The organism is Corynebacterium otitidis ATCC 51513 (assembly GCF_000296405.1).
Classification (GTDB): Bacteria; Actinomycetota; Actinomycetes; order Mycobacteriales; family Mycobacteriaceae; genus Corynebacterium; species Corynebacterium otitidis.
Genome location: NZ_JH815193.1, coordinates 128,458 through 147,169, shown reverse-complemented (window position 1 = coordinate 147,169; position 18,712 = coordinate 128,458). Strand labels below are relative to the sequence as shown.

At 72.5% G+C, this 18,712-nt stretch carries 14 protein-coding genes and 1 pseudogene; 9 read left to right on the top strand and 6 right to left on the bottom strand.

The window, feature by feature from the left end; translation table 11 throughout:
• Positions 1-1,367 (bottom strand): annotated as a pseudogene (locus HMPREF9719_RS03590) (hypothetical protein); the annotation flags it as partial.
• A 195-nt stretch (positions 1,368-1,562) separates the two neighbouring features.
• Here HMPREF9719_RS03590 and HMPREF9719_RS03585 point away from each other — a divergent pair.
• From HMPREF9719_RS03585 to secG, 8 genes are all read left to right on the top strand, one after another.
• Entirely contained in the window at positions 1,563-2,150 is a 588-nt protein-coding gene (locus tag HMPREF9719_RS03585) for a PH domain-containing protein (protein ID WP_004601892.1), read from the top strand.
• A gap of 176 nt (positions 2,151-2,326) precedes the next feature.
• Positions 2,327-4,474, top strand: a complete 2,148-nt coding sequence (uvrC, locus tag HMPREF9719_RS03580; protein ID WP_004600602.1) for an excinuclease ABC subunit UvrC — start codon at positions 2,327-2,329, stop codon at positions 4,472-4,474.
• 11 nt (positions 4,475-4,485) lie between these two features.
• Positions 4,486-5,382, top strand: coding sequence for an RNase adapter RapZ (rapZ, locus tag HMPREF9719_RS03575; protein ID WP_004600601.1), 897 nt, complete (start codon positions 4,486-4,488; stop codon positions 5,380-5,382).
• 21 nt (positions 5,383-5,403) lie between these two features.
• Positions 5,404-6,372, top strand: a complete 969-nt coding sequence (locus HMPREF9719_RS03570) for a gluconeogenesis factor YvcK family protein (protein ID WP_004600600.1) — start codon at positions 5,404-5,406, stop codon at positions 6,370-6,372.
• A gap of 95 nt (positions 6,373-6,467) precedes the next feature.
• The gene (gene whiA / locus HMPREF9719_RS03565) at positions 6,468-7,475 is read left to right on the top strand and encodes a DNA-binding protein WhiA (protein WP_004600599.1); all 1,008 of its coding nucleotides are present in this window, start codon (positions 6,468-6,470) and stop codon (positions 7,473-7,475) included.
• 159 nt (positions 7,476-7,634) lie between these two features.
• Complete coding sequence (locus HMPREF9719_RS03560; protein WP_004600598.1) at positions 7,635-8,858, top strand: phosphoglycerate kinase; 1,224 nt, start codon at positions 7,635-7,637, stop codon at positions 8,856-8,858.
• Positions 8,859-8,931: 73 nt separating this feature from the next.
• Positions 8,932-9,699 (top strand): triose-phosphate isomerase, encoded by a 768-nt coding sequence (gene tpiA / locus HMPREF9719_RS03555; protein WP_004600597.1) that lies wholly within the window; start codon positions 8,932-8,934, stop codon positions 9,697-9,699.
• A 106-nt stretch (positions 9,700-9,805) separates the two neighbouring features.
• Positions 9,806-10,039 (top strand): preprotein translocase subunit SecG, encoded by a 234-nt coding sequence (secG, locus tag HMPREF9719_RS03550; protein WP_004600596.1) that lies wholly within the window; start codon positions 9,806-9,808, stop codon positions 10,037-10,039.
• 107 nt (positions 10,040-10,146) lie between these two features.
• On the opposite strand, the gene pgl is transcribed toward secG, so the two are convergent.
• The 5 genes from pgl to tkt all read right to left on the bottom strand — a co-directional run bounded on the left by pgl (position 10,147) and on the right by tkt (position 17,074).
• Positions 10,147-11,013 (bottom strand): 6-phosphogluconolactonase, encoded by an 867-nt coding sequence (gene pgl / locus HMPREF9719_RS03545; RefSeq protein WP_004600595.1) that lies wholly within the window; start codon positions 11,011-11,013, stop codon positions 10,147-10,149.
• An 83-nt stretch (positions 11,014-11,096) separates the two neighbouring features.
• A complete protein-coding gene (locus HMPREF9719_RS03540; RefSeq protein ID WP_004600594.1) occupies positions 11,097-12,074 on the bottom strand; it encodes a glucose-6-phosphate dehydrogenase assembly protein OpcA in 978 nt (325 codons plus the stop codon).
• A 71-nt stretch (positions 12,075-12,145) separates the two neighbouring features.
• Complete coding sequence (zwf, locus tag HMPREF9719_RS03535; RefSeq protein ID WP_004600593.1) at positions 12,146-13,690, bottom strand: glucose-6-phosphate dehydrogenase; 1,545 nt, start codon at positions 13,688-13,690, stop codon at positions 12,146-12,148.
• A gap of 122 nt (positions 13,691-13,812) precedes the next feature.
• Positions 13,813-14,895: a transaldolase gene (gene tal / locus HMPREF9719_RS03530; RefSeq protein WP_004600592.1), complete on the bottom strand. Its 1,083-nt coding sequence runs from the start codon at positions 14,893-14,895 to the stop codon at positions 13,813-13,815.
• 82 nt (positions 14,896-14,977) lie between these two features.
• Positions 14,978-17,074 (bottom strand): transketolase, encoded by a 2,097-nt coding sequence (tkt, locus tag HMPREF9719_RS03525; protein WP_004600591.1) that lies wholly within the window; start codon positions 17,072-17,074, stop codon positions 14,978-14,980.
• Positions 17,075-17,500: 426 nt separating this feature from the next.
• Here tkt and HMPREF9719_RS03520 point away from each other — a divergent pair, with 426 nt between their 5' ends.
• A complete protein-coding gene (locus tag HMPREF9719_RS03520) occupies positions 17,501-18,469 on the top strand; it encodes a heme o synthase (protein WP_162857759.1) in 969 nt (322 codons plus the stop codon).
• Positions 18,470-18,712: the final 243 nt, after the last annotated feature.

Below are 18,712 nucleotides of genomic sequence, written 5' to 3'. Positions count from 1 at the left end.
GCCGGCGCGGGCTGCTGGGGCTTAGCTGCCGGCGCGGGGCTCGCGGCCGGGGCGGGGCGCTTCTCGCCCTGGGCCTGGGCGGCGGCCGCGCCCGTGGGCTTTTCCCCGTCGGCCCCGGCGGCAGAGGGGGCGTCTTGCTTCTCGCCGTTGGCGGGCTCGTCCCCGGCGGGCTTCTTGTCCGTCGGCGCCGTCTCGTCAGGGGTCTCGCCGGCCGGACCCTCGGTCGCGGGCGGCTGGGGCGTGGGCTCCTGATTCGGCGGGGGCGTCTCGCCGTCGCCGCCGGTCGGCGGGGTCTGCGAAATGCTGCTCGGCGTCGTGCTCGTCGGCTCGGTGCCGGCGGTCTCGGCGCTCGTCGGCTCCGTCGTGGTCGTCGTGGTCGACGGCGCGCCGGTCGAGGGGCCGGTCGTGGGCGCGGCGGTCCCCGGCGCCGAGGTCGCGGCGGTGGTCCCCGGGGCGGGCGGGGTGAGCAGCTCCTCGGGGATCGTGACGTCGCCGACGGCGATGGGGGCGCTGTGCGCCTCCGGGGAGAAGACCGGCTCGCCGTCCTCCCCGTCGCGGGCGGCGTAGACGGACGCGACGTAGACGCCCGGGTCGGAGTCGGTGAAGGTGTACTCGCGCCCCGCGGATCGCGACACGTCGACCTGGCGGGGCCGGTCGGCGTTGAGCGGGCCGCACTCGGCGACGCAGCGCAGCGTGACGCGGAAGCGGGTGCCGGGGATGCTCTTGTCGTAGTCCCACTCGACCTTGACGTTGCGCTTCTCGTCGACGGCGGCGCGCACCGCGACAGGCGCGGGCACCCCGGGGCCGTGGGTGGCCTCCGGGACGGTGAAGGAGAAGCCGCGGTCGAAGTGCCGCTCGCTCAAGACCAGGGCGTGCGCGGCGGCGGCGCCGACGACGTAGCTGCGCCCGGGCTTGAACGTGTCGCCGCCGACGGTGAGGGTGCGCTCCCAGGAGCCGCCGCCCTTTTTGATTTGCGCCGGGGTGATCCAGTCGGCGACGAGCGCGTCGCCGTCGCCGGTCATGTGGATCTCCTCGCCGACGCGCCACTTCTCCTGGTCGGCGACCATGACGTAGGTGCCGTTGACCGCGGCCGAGTCGGCCGCGGGTAGGTAGTTCTCGCCGCGGAAGCGGAACACGGTGGGCTGGGTGACGTCGAGGTCGGCGAGCCCGCCGGAGAGGTCGATCTCGCGGCCGTTCTGGGTGGCCGTGACGTCCAGTGTGATGGGCGAGGGGCGCGACTCGGCGGCCGGGCCGCCCGGGGCGGGCGCCGCGAGGGCCGCGGGCAGGGCGGCGGTGGTCAGCGAGCCGAGGGCGAGCGTCGCCGCGGCGAGCGCCGCCGCGCGGCGGGGAAGAGAGGATCGTCGCATGCGCGTCCTTTACCTAAAAAACCGAAGGATGGGGCGCCCGCCGGGGCGCACCGGGTCGGCGGGGCCGCGCGCGTGCGCTGCGCATACGCTACCCAAACCCGTATTATTAGGCAAGACAAACCGGGGTGAATGTGGTGGCTCGGGGCGGGCCGCGCTCTTAGGTCCTTCGCCGGGCGGGCGGTAGGCTTAGGGGCCGTGACGAAGGCACAGAACCAAGGCGAGGGCGCGGCGCCCGGCGGCGCCGCGGACCGGGTCGACCGGCCGGCCCGGCGGCGGCTGAGCGAGGACGAGGAGAACCTCTACACCGCGCTCGACCCGGCGGCCGCGACGAGCGACAAGCCATGGGAGTTCGAGTGCCGCTCGCCGTTCATGCGCCGCCTCGCCGTCGCGGCGGTCGTCGTGGTCATGGCGATCCACATCTTCATGGCCGCGGTCGTCGGCGTGGGCGACACCGGAGCGGCGGTCACCACGGTCGACAAGCTCGCGTTCGTCGGCATCGGCACCATCATCGCCGTCGCGCTCGGCGTCATGCTCTGGCGCCCGCGGGTGCGGGCCAACGCCGACGGCGTCGAGGTCCGCAACGTCATCGGCACGCGCTTCTACCCGTGGGCCGTGATCTACGGGCTGTCCTTCCCCCGCGGGGCGCGCACCGCGCGCCTCGAGCTGCCGGAGTTCGAGTTCGTGCCCATGCTTGCCATGCAGGCCGCCGACAAGTCTCAGATCCTCGGCACCGTCGACCGCTTCCGCGAGCTCGAGGCGAAGTACCTGCCCGAGGACGACTAGCCCGAAAGAAGCGCTGGCCCCGCGCGGCCGGGACGCGCGGCGCCCGGGAAGGCCCGGGCGGCCTTGCGCGTTGGGGCTGAGGCGGGCGCCGGGCGGGGTAGGGCGGCCAGGGCGCCGTCGCCGCCCGCGCTTGGGCTCCTGAGAGAGACGTGTTCCTGGGAGGGGTGAGAGGAAAAGTGGCGGACCCGCAGAGCTACCGCCCGGCGACGGGCACGATCCCCACCTCGCCGGGGGTGTACAAGTTCCGCGACGAGAACGGCCGGGTCATCTACGTCGGCAAGGCGAAGAACCTCCGCCAGCGGCTCAACAACTACTTCCAGAACCCCGCGGATCTTCACCCGCGGACCCGCACCATGGTGTTCACCGGCGCGTCCGTCGAGTGGACCGTCGTCGGCAGCGAGGTCGAGGCCCTCCAGCTGGAGTACACGTGGATCAAGAAGTTCGATCCGCGCTTCAACGTCATGTACCGCGACGACAAGACCTACCCCATGCTCGCGGTCTCCACGGGGGAGAAGATCCCCCGCGCGTTCTTCTACCGCGGCCCTAGGCGCAAGAACGTGCGCTACTTCGGGCCCTACTCGCACGCCTGGGCGGTGCGCGAGTCTCTCGAGCTGCTCACCCGCGTGTTCCCCATGCGCACGTGCACGAAGGCGGTCTACAACCGCCACGAGCTCCAGGGGCGGCCCTGCCTGCTCGGCCACATCGACAAGTGTTCCGCGCCGTGTATCGGGCGGGTGAGCCCCGCCGAGCACCGCGAGATCGTCAACCAGGTCGTCTCCTTCTTAAGCGGCAACACGGCCCCGGTGCGCCGCCGCGTGGAGAAGGAGATGCGCGAGGCCGCCGAGGAGCTCAACTTTGAGCGCGCCGCGCACCTGCGCGACGACCTAGCCGCGATCGACAAGCTCACCGAGCAGCAGTCCATCGTGCTCACCGACGGCACGGACGCCGACCTCGTCGCGTTCGCGACCGACGAGCTCGAGGCGGCGGTGCAGATCTTCCAGGTGCGCGACGGCCGGGTGCGCGGCCAGCGCGGCTGGGTCGTGCAGAAGGCCGGCGACCAGGCCTCCAGCGAGGCGCCCGGGGAGGGCGAGGAGGACCCGGCGCTGCCCGCGCTCATGCAGAACTTCCTCGTCCAGTTCTACGGCGACGCCGCGGAGCGCGCCGAGGAGGAGCGAAAAGAAGACGAGCGGCAGATTAAGCGCCGCGGCGTCGACCACATCTCGCGTGCGGGCAGCTCGACGAAGGCGAGCGCGATCCCGCGCCAGCTGCTCCTCCAGGCCCCGCCGCAGCAGCCCGCCGAGACCCGCCAGCTCCTCGAGGAGCTTCGGGGCGGGCCGGTGGAGTTCCGGGTGCCGCAGCGCGGCGACAAGCGCGCCCTCTTGGAGACGGTGGAGAAGAACGCCCAGGAGGCGCTGCGCCAGCACAAACTGCGGCGCGTCGGCGACCTCACGGCGCGCTCCGCGGCGCTCAACGACATCCAGGACGCGCTCGGCATGGACAACCCGCCGCTGCGTATCGAGTGCACCGACATCTCCCACCTGCAGGGCACCGACGTCGTCGCCTCGCTGGTTGTGTTCGAGGACGGCGCGCCGCGCAAGTCCGACTACCGGCGCTACCGCATCAAGGAGGCCGCCGGCGGCGGGAAGAGCGACGACGTCGCCTCCATCGCGGAGGTCACCCGCCGGCGGTTCTTGCGCTACCACGAGGACAAGTCGGACGTGCCCGACGCGGAGGAGTTCGACGGCTCCTCGTTTGCCGAGGAGGTCGCCGCCCGCGCGCCCGGCCAGGCCCCCAAGGACTCCTCGGGAGGCGGGGACGCCCCGGGCGGGGAGGGCGGCGCGGCCGTCGTCGAGGAGATGTCCACCGACAACAAGCGCTTCGCCTACCCGCCGAACCTCTTCATCGTCGACGGCGGCGCCCCGCAGGTCGCCGCCGCCAAGGAGGTCCTCGAGGAGCTCGGCATCACGGACGTGGCGCTCGCCGGGCTCGCGAAGCGCCTCGAGGAGCTGTGGGTGCCCGGCGAGGAGGACCCGGTCATCCTGCCGCGCAACTCCCAAGGCCTGTTCCTCCTCCAGCGGATCCGCGACGAGGCGCACCGGTTTGCCATCACCTACCACCGGCAGAAGCGCTCGAAGCGGATGCGGCGCTCCGCGCTCGACGATATCCCCGGCCTCGGGCCGGCGAGGCGCTCCGAGCTGGTCAAGCACTTCGGCTCGATTAAGAAGCTCAAGGCCGCGAGCGTCGACGAGATCGCCGAGGTCAAGGGGGTGGGCCCGAAGCTCGCGGAGAAGGTCCACGACTCGCTCGCCGCGCGCGGCGAGTAGTATCGGCCACCATGGAGAGCGCCTCAAGAGGCGGGACGGGAAGGCTCATCGCCCCGCCCATCCTCATCACCGGGATGTCCGGCTCCGGGCTGTCGACCGCCGGGAAGGTCTTCGAGGACAACGGCTGGTACGTCGCCCACAACCTCCCGCCCGAGCTCATCGTCGAGCTCGCGGAGATGTGCGCCGCCGACGACTCGCCCGTCGACCGGGTCGGCATGGTCATGGACGTGCGCTCGCGCATGTTCCGCGGCAGCATCCTGCAGACCTTCGACGAGCTGCGCTCCCGCGGGCTCGCGCCGATCGTGTTGTTCCTCGACGCGCGCGAGGACGTGCTCATCAAGCGCTTCGACTCCGTCAAGCGCACCCACCCCCTCCAGGGCGGCGACAGCCTCTCCACGGGCATCGCCCGCGAGCGGGAGACCTTAAGCGAGATCAAGGAGGACGCCGACGTGGTCATCGACTCCTCCGACATGTCCATCCACGACCTGCGCCGCCGCATCGAGGAGACCTTCGGGCGCGTCGTCGACCGGCTGCCGCACGTCACCGTCCAGTCCTTCGGCTTCAAAAACGGCGCGCCGCGCGACTCCGACCTCACCCTCGACGTGCGGTTCCTGCCGAACCCCTACTGGGAGCCCGAGCTGCGCGAGTTCCGCGGCACCGATAAGCCCGTCGCCGACTTCGTGCTCGATAGGCCCGCGGCCCAGGGCTTCATCGAGCGCTTCCTCGACCTGTTCAGCGGCATGCAGGAGGGCTACCGCCACGAGGGCAAGAACTTCGTCACCGTCTCCATCGGCTGTACCGGCGGGCACCACCGCTCCGTCGCGGTCGCCGAGGAGATCGGCCGCCGCCTCTCCGAGGCCGGCGACCTGGATGTCACCGTCACCCACCGCGACCTCGCCACGGCCTAGGAAGCAGGCGAGCACCCACCCGTGACTAACGACACCCCACGCGGGCCGCGCATCGCCTCCCTCGGCGGCGGCCACGGCCTCTACCGCACCCTCGAGGCGGCCCGGCGCGTCGGCGCGGCCGCGATCACCGCGATCGTCACCGTCGCCGACGACGGCGGCTCCTCCGGGCGCATCCGCCGCGAGCTCGGCAGCGTCCCGCCCGGTGACCTGCGCATGGCGCTCGTCGCGCTCACCGACGGCGAGGAGCCCCGCCGCGCCCTGTGGGCCCGGTTGCTGCAGCGCCGCTTCGGCGGGCACGGCGCGCTCGCCGGGCACGCCGTCGGCAACCTCATCCTCGCAGGTCTCGCCGAGGAGCTCGGCTCCATGCAGGCCGCCCTCGACGAGGCGGCCCGCGCGCTCGACGCGCGGGGCCGGGTCGTGCCCGTCGTCGACGCGCCCTTAGACATCGAGGCCGACGTGTGCGGCCTCGGCGGCGACCCGCGCATCATGCGGCTCGTGCGCGGCCAGGTGGCGGTCGCCTCCACGCCGGGGCAGGTGCGCCGCGTGCGCATCGTGCCGGATGACCCCACCCCCAACCCGGAGGCGCTCCGCGCGATCCGCGACGCGGACCTCGTGACGATCGGGCCGGGCTCCTGGTTCTCCAGCGTCATCCCGCACCTGCTCGTGCCCGGCGTCGTCGACGCGCTCGCCGAGACGAGCGCCGTGAAGGTCGTCGTCGTCAACCTCGCCGGCGAGCCCGGCGAGACGCAGGACTTCTCCACGGAGCGTCACATCCACATGCTCCGCCAGCAGGCCCCCGACATCCGCGCCGACTACGTGCTCGTCGACCCCTCCGCGATCCCCTCGGAGGCGGAGCGCGACAATATCCGGCGCGCCGCCGCGGGCATCGGCGCGAGGCTCGCGGTCGCCCCCGTGCGCCGCGGCACGAGCGCCGCGCACGACCCCGAGGCGCTCGCCCGGGCGCTCGCCGAGGCGCTGCGCGGCAGCTAGCGATCCGCCCGGCGCCCCGCGGCGGGGCCGGGCCAGGACTATCAAGAACCAGCATTCGACGACGTCCCCGACGTGTGAGGAGGGCTTGAAGGGCGATGACGCTCACCAGCGAGGCGAAGGAGGAGCTCGCCGCGGTCGACGAGCGCCGGCCCCCGGTGCGGCTCGCGGAGCTCACCGCCTACCTGCGCTTCAGCGGGGAGCCCGGCACGGTCGGCGGGCGGCTTGCCGTGCCGGCGGGCTCGCCCGCGATCGCCGAGCGCGTCGCGGGGCTGCTCTCCGCCGTCGCGGACGGGGCGGTCGCGGTCAAGCCCGGGCCCGAGGGCGGGCCCGCAGCCCTCGTCGAGGCCGCCGGCCCGGCCAGCGCGGTGCTCGCCCGCACCGGGCTGACTACCCGCTCCGGGCACCGCACCGTGGGCCTGCCGCCCGCGCTCGTCGGCGGGGAGCCCGCCGAGCTCGAGGCGGCGTGGCGCGGCGCGTTCCTCGCCGCAGGCCAGCTCGCCGACCCGGCGCGCGCCACCTCGCTCGAGGTCGCCTGCCCCGGCCTCGACATCGACGACGCCGACTTAAGCGAGCGGGAGCGCGAGCAGCTCGACACGCTCGAGTCCGCGCCCGGCGCCGCCCTCGTCGGCGCCGCGAGGCGCCTCGGCCTCGGTGCGAAGACGCGCAGCGCGCGCGGCGGGCACCGCGTCGCCGTGCGCGACGGTGAGCACGTCGTCGCGCTGCTCAACCGGATGGGCGCGTACCGCGCGGCGCTGCTGTGGGACCGGGCGCGCCTAAAAAGGGAGGCGCACGCCGAGGTCAACCGGCTGGCGAACTTCGACGACGCGAACCAGCGCCGCTCGAGCGCGGCGGCGGCGAAGTCCGCGGCCCGGGCCCGCCGCGCCCTGGAGATCCTCGGCGCCGACGCCGACGCCCACCTGCTCGAGGCCGCGCAGCTGCGCATCAAGCACGACAAGGCCTCGCTCGAGGAGCTCGGCCGGCTCGCGGACCCGCAGATGACCAAAGACGCGATCGCGGGCAGGCTTCGGCGCCTGTTCGACTCCGCGGACCGGCAGGCCAAGAAGCTCGGGGTGCCCGACACGCTCGACGCGGCACGAAGCTAACGGCGCCCCGGGGGAGCGGGGTGGGGCCCGAGGGGGCCTGGGCCGCCCGTCCGGTAGGCTTCCTCGGGTAGGCGGACCGCCCGCATTTCTCGGCGCCACCGGCGCCGGCGGCGCGGCCGCGGCAGCGACGACGACCAGACAAGGTGAGGACCAAAGCCCGTGAGCAACCCCCGCATCGCGACCCTCGACGACCTCCTTTCCGACGGCGTCTCCGGGCGCCACGTGCTCGTGCGCGCCGACCTCAACGTCCCGCTCGAGGGCGGGCAGATCAGCGACGCGGGGCGCATCGAGGCGTCCCTGCCCACCATCCGGGAGCTTTCCGAGGCGGGAGCGAAGGTCATCGTCGCCGCGCACCTCGGCCGCCCGGGCGGCAAGCCCGACCCGGAGCTCTCGCTCGCGCCGGTCGCCGAGGAGCTCTCCGAGCGGCTCGGCCAGTACGTGCAGCTCGCCGAGGACGTCGTCGGCGAGGACGCCCACGAGCGCGCCAACGGGCTCACCGAGGGCGACGTCATGCTCGTCGAGAACGTCCGCTTCGATCCCCGCGAGACCTCCAAGGACAACGCGGAGCGCCGCGAGCTCGCCGAGGCGCTCGCCGCGCTCGCCGCGGATAACGGGGCGTTCGTCTCCGACGGCTTCGGCGTCGTCCACCGCGAGCAGGCCTCCGTCGCGACGATCGCGGAGTTCCTCCCCGCGTTCGCCGGGCGGCTCGTCGAGCGGGAGGCTGCCGAGCTCTCCTCCATGGTCGAAGACCCCGAGCGGCCCTACGTCGTCGTGCTCGGCGGCGCGAAGGTCTCCGACAAGCTCGCCGTCATCGAGCGGCTCGCCGCGGTCGCCGACCGGGTGCTCGTCGGCGGCGGCATGTGCTACACGTTTCTCGCCGCGCGCGGCATCGACGTCAAGGCCTCGCTCGTCGAGCGCGACCTCGTCGACACCTGCCGCGGGCTCATCGAGCGCTTCGGCGACACCATCGCCCTGCCCGTCGACGTCGTCGCCGCCGAGAAGTTCGACGCCGAGGCCGAGTCCCGCGTCGTCGACGCCGACGCCATCCCCGACGGCTGGCTCGGGCTCGACGTCGGGCCCCGCACCGTCGAGGCCTTCGCCGAGGAGCTCTCCGGGGCGCGCTCGGTGTTCTGGAACGGGCCGATGGGCGTCTTCGAGTTCGAGCGCTTCGCCGATGGCACCCGCGGCGTCGCCGAGGCGATCGTCGCCGCCACGAAAAACGGCGCGCGCAGCGTCGTCGGCGGGGGCGACTCCGCCGCCGCGGTGCGTCGCCTGGGCCTGGATGAGGCCGGCTACAGCCACATCTCCACCGGCGGGGGCGCCTCGCTTGAGCTCCTCGAGGGCAAGGAGCTCCCGGGGCTCAAGGTGCTGCGCCGCGGCTAGCCGCCGCGAGCGCTCACTACACAGAGACCGGACCGTCACCGAAGTTTTTCTCGCCGATCGTAAGGAGCCGTCGATGCCTCGCACCCCGCTCGTCGTGGGCAACTGGAAGATGAACCTCAACCACCTCGAGGCCCTCAACGCCGTCCAGAAGCTTGCGTTCGCGCTGCCCAAGGACTACTACGAGCGCGTCGACGTCGGGCTCACCGTGCCGTTTACCGACCTGCGCTCCGTGCAGACCCTCATCGAGGGCGACCGGCTGCCCATCACGTTTGGCGCGCAGGACGTCTCCCGCCACGAGGAGGGCGCCCACACCGGGGAGATCGCCGCCTCGATGCTCGCGAAGCTCAACTGCACGTGGGTCGTCGTCGGCCACTCCGAGCGCCGCCGCGACCACGGCGAGGACGACGAGCTCGTCGCCGCGAAGGCCCGCGCCGCGCTCGGCGCGGGGCTCACCCCGATCGTCTGCGTCGGCGAGCCCGCCGAGGTGCGCGACGCCGGCGGCCACGTCGACTACGTCACCGAGCAGCTGCGCGGCTCGCTCGAGGGCATCGACGACACCTCCCGCGTCGTCGTGGCCTACGAGCCGGTGTGGGCGATCGGCACGGGCCGCGCCGCGAGCGGCGCGGACGCCCAGGAGGTCGCCGCCGCGATCCGCGAGGCCGCAGGGGAGCTCTCCGGCGCCGACGCCGCGGAGAAGCTCCGCATCCTCTACGGCGGCTCGGTGACGACCGACACCGTCGCCGGCGTCGTCGGGCAGCGCGACGTCGACGGCGCGCTCGTGGGCGGCGCCTCGCTCGACGGGCAGGAGTTCGCCCGACTCGTCGCGGCCGCCGCCTCCTAGCCGGCGAAGGTACGTCGTGTAGGCTAAGCCCGGCGGCGCCTCCACGGCCTTCCGCTTATACCTTGATTCATCAGCCGACCGACCACCCGATTAAAGGACGCACATCTTGGTTCTCGCGCTACAGATCATCCTCGTCATCGCCGCGGTGCTCATGACCGTGTTCGTGCTGCTCCACAAGGGCAAGGGCGGCGGCCTGTCGAGCCTCTTCGGCGGCGGCACCCAGGCGAACCTCTCCGGCTCCACGGTCGTGGAGAAGAACCTCGACCGCTACACCATCGTGCTGGCGCTCGTGTGGGTGATCTGCATCGTCGCGCTCAACCTGCTCCAGCGCTTCGCCTAGCGCGCCGCCGGCGAAAAAGCCGCCGGCAATAGTGCATACAAAGAGGGCGGCCGGCCCGGGGAGTACCCGGGCCGGCCGCCCTGTCGCGTAGTTGGGGCGGCTGCGCGCTAGCCGGCGGCGTCCTCGGTGAGGAAGAGGACCGTCTCGGCGCGGCCGCGCGCGCCCGCGGCCGGCACCTCGTTGGGGTCGGCGTCGCCCGCGGCGAGGCGCGCGGCCTCGCGCTTCTCCTCGCCCGCGGCGAGCAGCCACACCCGGTCCGCGCGGCGCACCGCCGGCAGCGTGAGCGTCACGCGCTGCGGCGGGGGCTTCGGCGAGTCGTGCACCGCCGCGGTAAGCGCCTCATCCTCGGCGGTCGCGGCGGAGCCGGGGAACAGCGAGTTGACGTGCCCCTCCGGCCCGAGGCCCAGCAGGTGCAGGTCGAAACCCTCAGGGGCGATCTTCTCGATCGCGGCGGCGTAGTTGCGGGCCGCGGCGTCGACCCGGTCGCCCTCGTGGACGTCGATGCCCACGATGCGCGCCTCGGGGATGGGCACCTCGTTGAGCAGCGCGGCGCGCGCCTGCCCCTGGTTGGACTCCGGGTGGGTGACGGGCACGGCGCGCTCGTCGCCGAAGAAGACCCACAGCCTAGACCAGTCGATCCTCGTGGCCGGGAAGGAGTCCGCCTGCGCGGCGGCGGCCCGCTCCAGGCGGGCGAGCTCCTCAAGCACCGCGATGCCGGTGCGCCCGCCGGTGACGACGACGCGCGGCTCCCCCCCCCCCCCCGCGCCGGCGGCCCCGCCCCCCCCCGGGGTGGCGCCCTCCCCAAGCCCCGCGTGGCCGGCGCCCCCGCCGGTGACGACGACGCGCGGCTCGCCGTCGCCGTGGGCGCCGGAGCCCTCGGCCTGGATGGTCGCGATGGTGTCGATGGCGGCAAGCGCCACGGTGCGGGCGAGCTCCTCCTGGTCGCTCAACACACGGCGGGTCGGGGTGGGCACGTCTCTCAGCTGCTCCTTCTATGTCTGGTCGCGGTCGGTGTCCGGCGGCGCCGCCCTTTTTTTTAGGAGGGGGCGGGCGCCGCCTAGGCCTCCCCGTCGGGCACGGGGGAGGGGAAGTCCGGGTAGGAAAGCGAGCCGATGGCCCCCACCGCCGCAGCGTACGCGAGATCCGGGTCGAGGTGGCGCAGCTCCTCGGTGAGGCGCTCCGCGGCGGTGCGGTGGTAGAGCGCGACCGTCGAGTCCGGGCGCCCGGGGCCTTCGATCGACACCGTCGAGCCCGGCCGGTTGGCGAGCACGATCGCGCCGTCGGGCCGCCTCAGGGTGAGCCGGCACGTGTCGTGCGGGTCGAGTCCCTGCTCCTCGATCGAGTCCTCGGCGATGCCCGCGCGGGTCACCGGCACCCCCAGGCGCGCGGCGAGCCACCCGGCCGCCAGGTCGATGCTCGGGTTGTCGGCGCGGCCCTCGATGACGACCGACTCGATGGGCGCGCGGGGGCGCACCTCCACCGCGGAGGCGACCTGGCCTCGCCACTGCGTGATCCTCGACCACGCCATGTCCGAGTCGCCGGGCCGGTAGTTGTTCGCCCGCCGCGCGAGCGCGTCGGGGGAGGGGTCGGTGTAGCTGTCGGTGATGCGCCGCTGCGCGATCCGACCGAGAGGATGGTGCGCCGGCGAGGCGGGCGCCGCGTTCGGCCACCACGTGACGATCGGGGTGTCGGGCAAAAGCAGCGGTGTGACGACCGCGGCGGGGTGGTTCGCGACCGCCCCGGAGAGCCTCATGAGCACGATCTCGCTGGCGCCGGCCTCCCCGCCGACGCGGATGTCCGCGTCGACGCGGCTCTCGGCGTCCGCGCCGTCCCCGCCGAGCAGCATGAGCACCCTCGAGGGGTGCTCGCGCGAGGCCTCGGAGACGACGTCGGTGAGCATGTCGACCTGGGTCTCCGCGGAGGCGTCGATGATGAGGGTGAGCACCCGGCCGGTGAACCTCGCCGAGGCGTCGTGGATCTCCTGGAGGGTCTCGACGATCGCGGTGGTGGAGGTGTCTCGAAGTCCCTTGCGCACGGTGTTGTCGTTCCGTCCTTACTGTAGAAACGGGTCGGCCGCCGCGGGGCGGCTGGGCGGTGGGGCCAGACCTAGGGGCGGCGCCACTGGCGGTTCTGGCGCGCCATCATCCGGTCGGCGCCCGGCGGGCCCCACGTGCCGGCCTGGTACTCCTCGGGGCGGCCCTGGGTCGCCCAGAACTCGACGATGGGGTCGAGGATCCGCCAGGAGAGCTCCACCTCGTCGTTGGTGGGGAACAGGCTCGACTGGTCGAGCAGCGCGTCGAGGATGAGCCGCTCGTAGGCCTCGGGGGACTCCTCGGTGAACGCCTCCGTGTAGGAGAAGTCCATGTTCACGTCGCGCACGTCCATGCCCGGGCCCGGGACCTTCGAGCCGAAGCGCATGAGCACGCCCTCGTTGGGCTGCACGCGGATGACCACGGCGTTCTGGCCGAGCCACTTGGTCTGCTCGTCGCCAAACGGCTGGTGCGGGGGCCGCTTGAAGACCAGGGCGATCTCCGTGACGCGGCTGCCGAGCCGCTTGCCGGTGCGCAGGTAGAACGGCACGCCCGCCCAGCGCCTCGAGGCGACCTCTAAGGTGAGGGCGGCGAACGTCTCGGTCGTGGACTCGGGGTCGAAGCCCTCCTCCTCGGCGAGCCCCGGCACCTTGGTCGAGCCCTGCCAGCCCGAGGTGTACTGGCCGCGCGCGGTCGTCTCGTCGAACGGCGCGACCGGGGAGGTGGCGCGCAGCACCTTGATCTTCTCCGCGCGGAGCTGCTCCGGGTCGAAGGAGACGGGCTCCTCCATCGCGACGAGCGCGAGCAGCTGCAGCAGGTGGTTCTGGATGACGTCGCGGGCCGCGCCGATCGTCGCGTAGTAGCCCGCGCGCCCGCCGACGCCGATGTCCTCGGCCATGGTGATCTGCACGTGGTCGACGAAGTTCGCGTTCCAGAACGGCTCGAAGAGCTGGTTCGCGAAGCGCAGCGCCATGATGTTCTGCACCGTCTCCTTGCCGAGGTAGTGGTCGATGCGGAACACCGACTCCTCGTCGAAGACGCTGCCGACCACCTCGTTGAGGCGCGCGGCCGACTCGTAGTCGTGGCCGAAGGGCTTCTCGATGACCATGCGCCGCCACGAGCCCTCGGGGGCCTTGTTCAGGCCGCTGCGCGCGAGCTGGCTGCACACCGCGGCGAAGTGCTGCGGCGGGATGGAGAGGTAGAACGCCCAGTTGCCCGACGTGCCGCGCCGCTCGTCCATCTCGTGGAGGAGATCCGCGAGGCGATCGAAGGCCTCGTCGTCGGTGAAGTCGCCCTTAACGAAGCGCAGGCCCTCCTTAAGCCGGCGCCACACCGCTTCGTTGAGGCGGGTGCGGGCGCGCTCCTTCACCGCGGCGAAGACGTAGTCGGCGAACTCCTCGTCCGACCAGCCGCGCCGCCCGTAGCCCACGAGCGTGAAGCCCGCGGGCAGCAGCCCCCGGTTGGCGAGGTCATAGATCGCGGGCAGGAGCTTCTTTCGCGCCAGGTCGCCGGTCACCCCGAAGAGGACCATGCCGGAGGGCCCGGCGATGCGCGGCAGGCGCTTGTCATAAGGGTCTCGCAGCGGGTTGACCCACTCGCTCGAGGACTTCTCATCGCTCACGGGATTGATGATTCTGCCTTTCTCAACAACGAGGCTGCCGCCGGCCGGGCGGGGGAGTGCCGCCCGGCCGGAGGGGTCGCGGGCGCGGCCCCGATGATCAGGGTCGCGCCCGCCCGGCGGTGTTAGGAGAGCCGCTCGGCCATGGAGTCGAGGAGCTCCTTCCAGGCGGCGACGAACTTTTCGACGCCTTCGCGCTCGAGGACGGCGGTGACGTCGTCGAGGTCGACGCCGGCCTGGCGGATCTTCTCGAGCGTCTCGCGGGCGGCGGGCCCGGAGCCGCTCAGCGTGTCGGAGAGCTCGACGTCGGAGTCGAGGGTCGCGTCGATGGTCTTCTCCGGCATGGTGTTGACGGTGCGCGGCCCCGCGAGCCCCGCGACGTAGAGGGTCGCCGGGTAGTCGGGGTTCTTCACCCCGGTCGAGGCCCACAGCGGGCGCTGCGGGTGCGCGCCCTCGGGCAGGCCCGCGTCCTCGCCGAACTCGGACTCGAAGAGCGCGTAGGCGGCCCTCGCGTTCGCCAGGCCCGCGAGCCCGCGCAGCTCAAGCGCGTTGCCGCCGACCGCCTCTAAGCGCTTGTCGACCTCGGTGTCCATCCGGGAGACGAAGAACGACGCGACCGAGCGGATCTGGGAGACGTCCCGGCCGTCGTTCTTCGCGCGCTCGATGCCGCGCTTGTAGGCGGCGATGACCTCGCGGTAGCGCTCCACGGAAAAAATGAGCGTGACGTTGACGCTTACGCCCTCGGCGAGCGCGCCCTCGATCGCAGGCAGCGACTCGGGCGTGGCGGGGATCTTGATCATCGCGTTGGGCCGGTCGACCTCCGACCACAGGCCGAGCGCCTGCGCGAAGGTCTCCTGCCCGTCGTCGGCGAGCCGGGGGTCGACCTCGATGGAGACCCGGCCGTCCTCCCCGTCGGTCCGGTCGAAGACGGGGCGCAGCACGTCGCAGGCGCGCTGCACGTCGGCGATGCTCATCGCGTAGACCGCGTCGTCGGCGGCCGCGCCCTCGCCCTTGAGCTCGGCGATCTGCTCGTCGTAGCTCGTGCCCGAGGTCATCGCCGCCTTGAAGATCGACGGGTTGGTCGTCACCCCGGTGATCGACTTCTCCTCGATGATCGAGGCGAGGTTCCCGGAGTCGAGGCGCTCGCGGGAGAGGTCGTCGAGCCACGTCGTCGTGCCGAGCTCGGCGAGGCGGTCGATGCTGGTCATAGGCGGGGTCTCCTCTCGGAAGGGGAAATCAAGTGAAAACTATGAAGTTAAAAGGTGGGTGGGGCGCGGCGCCCCGGGCGCGCTAGGCCTGAAGCGACTCGCGCGCGGCGGCGACGACGGCGTCGGCGGTGATCCCGAACTCCTCAAACAGCCGCGCCTGGTCGGCGGAGGCGCCGAAATGCTCGAGGGAGACCGCCCGGCCGCGCTGCCCGATGAAGCGGTGCCACGGCATGGCGATCCCCGCCTCCACGGAGACGCGCGCGGTGACCTCGGGCGGGAGGACCTCGTCGAGGTAGGACTGCGGCTGACGCTCGAAGAGGTCCATCGCCGGCACCGAAACGACGCGCGCCTGGGTGCCCTCCTCCTTCAGGGTGGCGGCCGCCTCGACGGCGAGCTGCACCTCCGAGCCGGAGGACAGAAGGATGACGTCGGGGCGCTCCGCGTCCTCCTTGACGAGCACGTAGCCGCCGCGGGCGACGCCCTCGCGGGCTTTCTCCGCGGTGCCCTCGAGCACCGGCACGCCCTGGCGGGTGAGAGCCAGCGCCTTGGGCCCCTTAACCGAGCCGTCGACGCTGAGGCGCCACGCGGCGACCGTCTCGTTCGCGTCGGCGGGGCGGATGAACGTCAGGCCCGGGATGGCGCGCAGCGCGGCGTAGTGCTCGATCGGCTGATGGGTCGGCCCGTCCTCGCCGAGCCCGATGGAGTCGTGGGTCCACACGTAGACGACGTTGAGGCCCATGAGCGCGGCGAGCCGCACCGAGGCGCGCATGTAGTCGGAGAACACCAGGAACGTCGCGCCGTAGGGGATCGTCGGCCCGTGCAGCGCGATGCCGTTGAGGATCGCGCCCATGCCGTGCTCGCGGATGCCGAAGTGGAGGTTGCGCCCATACGGGTGCGCCTCGAACGCGCCGGTGGTGTTCGCCTCCGGGCCGAAAGACTTCTCGTTGTCGATGATCGTGTTCGTCGAGCCCGCGAGGTCCGCCGAGCCGCCCCACAGTTCGGGCAGCACCGGGCCGAGCGCCTGGAGCACCTTGCCGGAGGCCTTGCGGGTCGCGAGCGCCCCGTCCTCGGGGGAGAAGGAGGGAAGAGCCTCGTCCCAGCCCTCGGGGAGCTTACCGGCGCTAAGCCGGTCGAAGAGCGCGGCGCGTTCCGGGTTGGCCGCGCGCCACGCCTCGAACCTGTCGTTCCACGCCTCGTGGGCGGCGCGGCCGCGCTCGATTAGCCCGCGGGTGTGGGCTATGACCTCGTCCTCGACGGCGAAGTGCTGCTCCGGGTCGAAGCCCAGGGCCTCCTTCACGCCGGCGACCTCGTCGGCGCCGAGCGCCGCGCCGTGCGCCTTGCCGGTGTTCGCGAGCGTCGGGGCGGGGTAGCCGATGACGGTGCGCACCCGAACGAACGTCGGGCGGGTGCGGTCGCTCTTCGCCTCGGCGACCGCCGCCTCGAGCGCGGCGACGTCCTCGCCGCCGTCGACCTCGATGACCTGCCAGCCGTAGGAGCGGTAGCGGCCCACGACATCCTCGGTGAACGCGATCTGCGTGTCGTCCTCGATGGAGATGTGGTTGTCGTCCCAGAAGACGATGAGGTTGCCGAGCGCCTGGGTGCCGGCGAGCGAGGAGGCCTCGGCGCTCACGCCCTCCTGGAGGTCCCCGTCGGAGGCGATGACGACGACGTCGTGGTCGAAGGGCGACTCGCCGGGCGCGGTCTCGGGGTCGAAGAGCCCGCGCTCGCGACGCGCCGCCATGGCCATGCCCACCGCGGACGAGATGCCCGAGCCGAGCGGCCCGGTGGTGATCTCCACGCCCTTGGTGTGGCCGTACTCGGGGTGGCCCGGGGTGAGCGAGCCCCACGTGCGCAGCGCCTTCAAGTCGTCCAGCTCGAGGCCGAAGCCGCCGAAGTAGAGCTGAATATATTGGGTGAGCGAGGAGTGCCCCGCAGACAACACGAAGCGGTCGCGGCCCACCCAGTCCGGGTCGCTCGGGTCGTGGTTGAGGACCCGCTGGTAGAGCGTGTAGGCCAGCGGCGCGAGGCTCATCGCCGTGCCGGGGTGGCCCGAGCCGCAGTTCTCCACGGCGTCGGCGGCGAGCACGCGGGCGGTGTCCACCGCGCGGGTGTCCTCGTCGGTCCACCCGTCCGGGTAGCGGCGCTGGGTGAAGGCGGCGAGCTCGGGGGAGAGGGTCACGGGAGTACTCCTGATCCGTCGGGGAACAACCTGCGTCCGCGGAAACGGGCGCGGCTGAAAACGAGCCGCGCCCGCCGGCGTGTGGGCCGCCGCGATGATGGCCACCATCATAATGAAGCCCGCCGGGGGCGCCTCGAACTGTGGCGCACCTCAACCTCCCAAGGAAGGGTCTAAGGGGTTAAACCCGCAGCGTGAACGCCATGCGGGCGAGCTTGGGGAATTATCGAGGCGCGGTGGCAAACCGCTAAGATGGGCGGGGCTGAAATGCGCCCGGCCCGGCGGCCGGGAGGCGATTTCGCGCGGGGCGGGAACTTTTCCGGGCCGCGCGACGACCAGTCCCCTAAGGCGGGGCGAGCCCCCGCTCCTTGACAAGGGCGGGCTGGCCGGGGCGCCCGCCGCCCGGCCCGGGGCGGCCCGCGGCGGGGGATGTGTAGGCGAGACGACGGTGGAGGCAGCTTGCTGGACGTGATCAAGGCGTATATCGCGCTGACGAAGCCCCGGGTCATCGAGCTGCTCCTCATCGCCGCGGTGCCGGCGATGCTCCAGGCCAACCGCGGCTCGATCGACCTGCTGCTCATCGTGCTCACCCTCGTGGGCGGCTGGATGGGCGCGGCCGCCGCGAACACGTTCAACATGGTCGCCGACTACGACATCGACCAGAAGATGCAGCGCACCCGCGCCCGCCCGCTCGTGCGGCACACGGTGAGCAAGCGCTCGGCGTTCATCTTCGCCTGGACGCTCACCGTCGTGAGCTTCCTGTGGCTGTGGCTGCTGTGCGGCTCGCTGCTGGCCGGCGTGTTCGTGCTCATTACGATCGCGTTCTACATCTTCGTCTACACCAAGGTGCTCAAGCGCCGCACCCCGATGAACATCGTGTGGGGCGGCGCCGCGGGCTGCATGCCCGCATTCGTCGGCTGGGCGGCGATCGCCGCGAACGACCCGGACTCATCGCCGTGGGCGTGGTGGCAGGCCGTCGTCATGTGGCTCATCGTCTTCTTCTGGACCCCGCCGCACACGTGGTCGCTGGCGATGAAGTACCGCGCCGACTACGAGCGCGCGGGCGTGCCCATGCTGCCCGTCGTTGCGAAGCCCGTGGAGGTCACCCGCCAGATCATCGCGTATAGCTGGGCGACGGTGATCGTCTCGCTGCTGCTGCTGCCGGCGGCGTCGTGGCTCTACGCGATCGCCGCGATCGCGTGCGGCGCCGTCTTCCTCGTCATGGCCACGAGGCTGCACAACAAGGTCCGCGACGGCGAGAAGGTCAAGCCGCTGCGCCTGTTCATCCTGTCGAACAACTACCTCGCGCTGCTCTTCGTGGCGCTCTCCATCGACGCCGCCCTCGGCCTGGAGACTATCGGCGTGGCGCTCGGCTGGTCGCCCGCGCTCTTCGGCTAACCGCCGCCCGCATTCCCGCCCCGCCCCGGACACCCGGGGCGGGGTTTGTTGTCTCTAGAAGGGGAGCAACCGCGACGCGCGGCGCGGCCCTCGTCGCCGGTCGGGCCGGGGAAGCCGAGCCGGAGCGGCTGCCGCAGGAGCGGTAGGGCGCGGGGTCCTTCGGTTTGAGCCGGATACGGCGTCGGCGTTGCCGGTCCCTGTAGGTGCTGGGCGCGGAGGTCCGGCGGCTAGTGCGCTCCAGGG

Bases quoted from the DNA above. Each gene is read 5' to 3' on its own strand.
- whiA (WP_004600599.1), top strand. From the start codon at position 6,468: ATGACGCTCACCAGCGAGGCGAAGGAGGAGCTCGCCGCGGTCGACGAG.
- rapZ (WP_004600601.1), top strand. From the start codon at position 4,486: ATGGAGAGCGCCTCAAGAGGCGGGACGGGAAGGCTCATCGCCCCGCCC.
- HMPREF9719_RS03520 (WP_162857759.1), top strand. From the start codon at position 17,501: ATGTGTAGGCGAGACGACGGTGGAGGCAGCTTGCTGGACGTGATCAAG.
- tal (WP_004600592.1), bottom strand. From the start codon at position 14,895: ATGACCAGCATCGACCGCCTCGCCGAGCTCGGCACGACGACGTGGCTC.
- tpiA (WP_004600597.1), top strand. From the start codon at position 8,932: ATGCCTCGCACCCCGCTCGTCGTGGGCAACTGGAAGATGAACCTCAAC.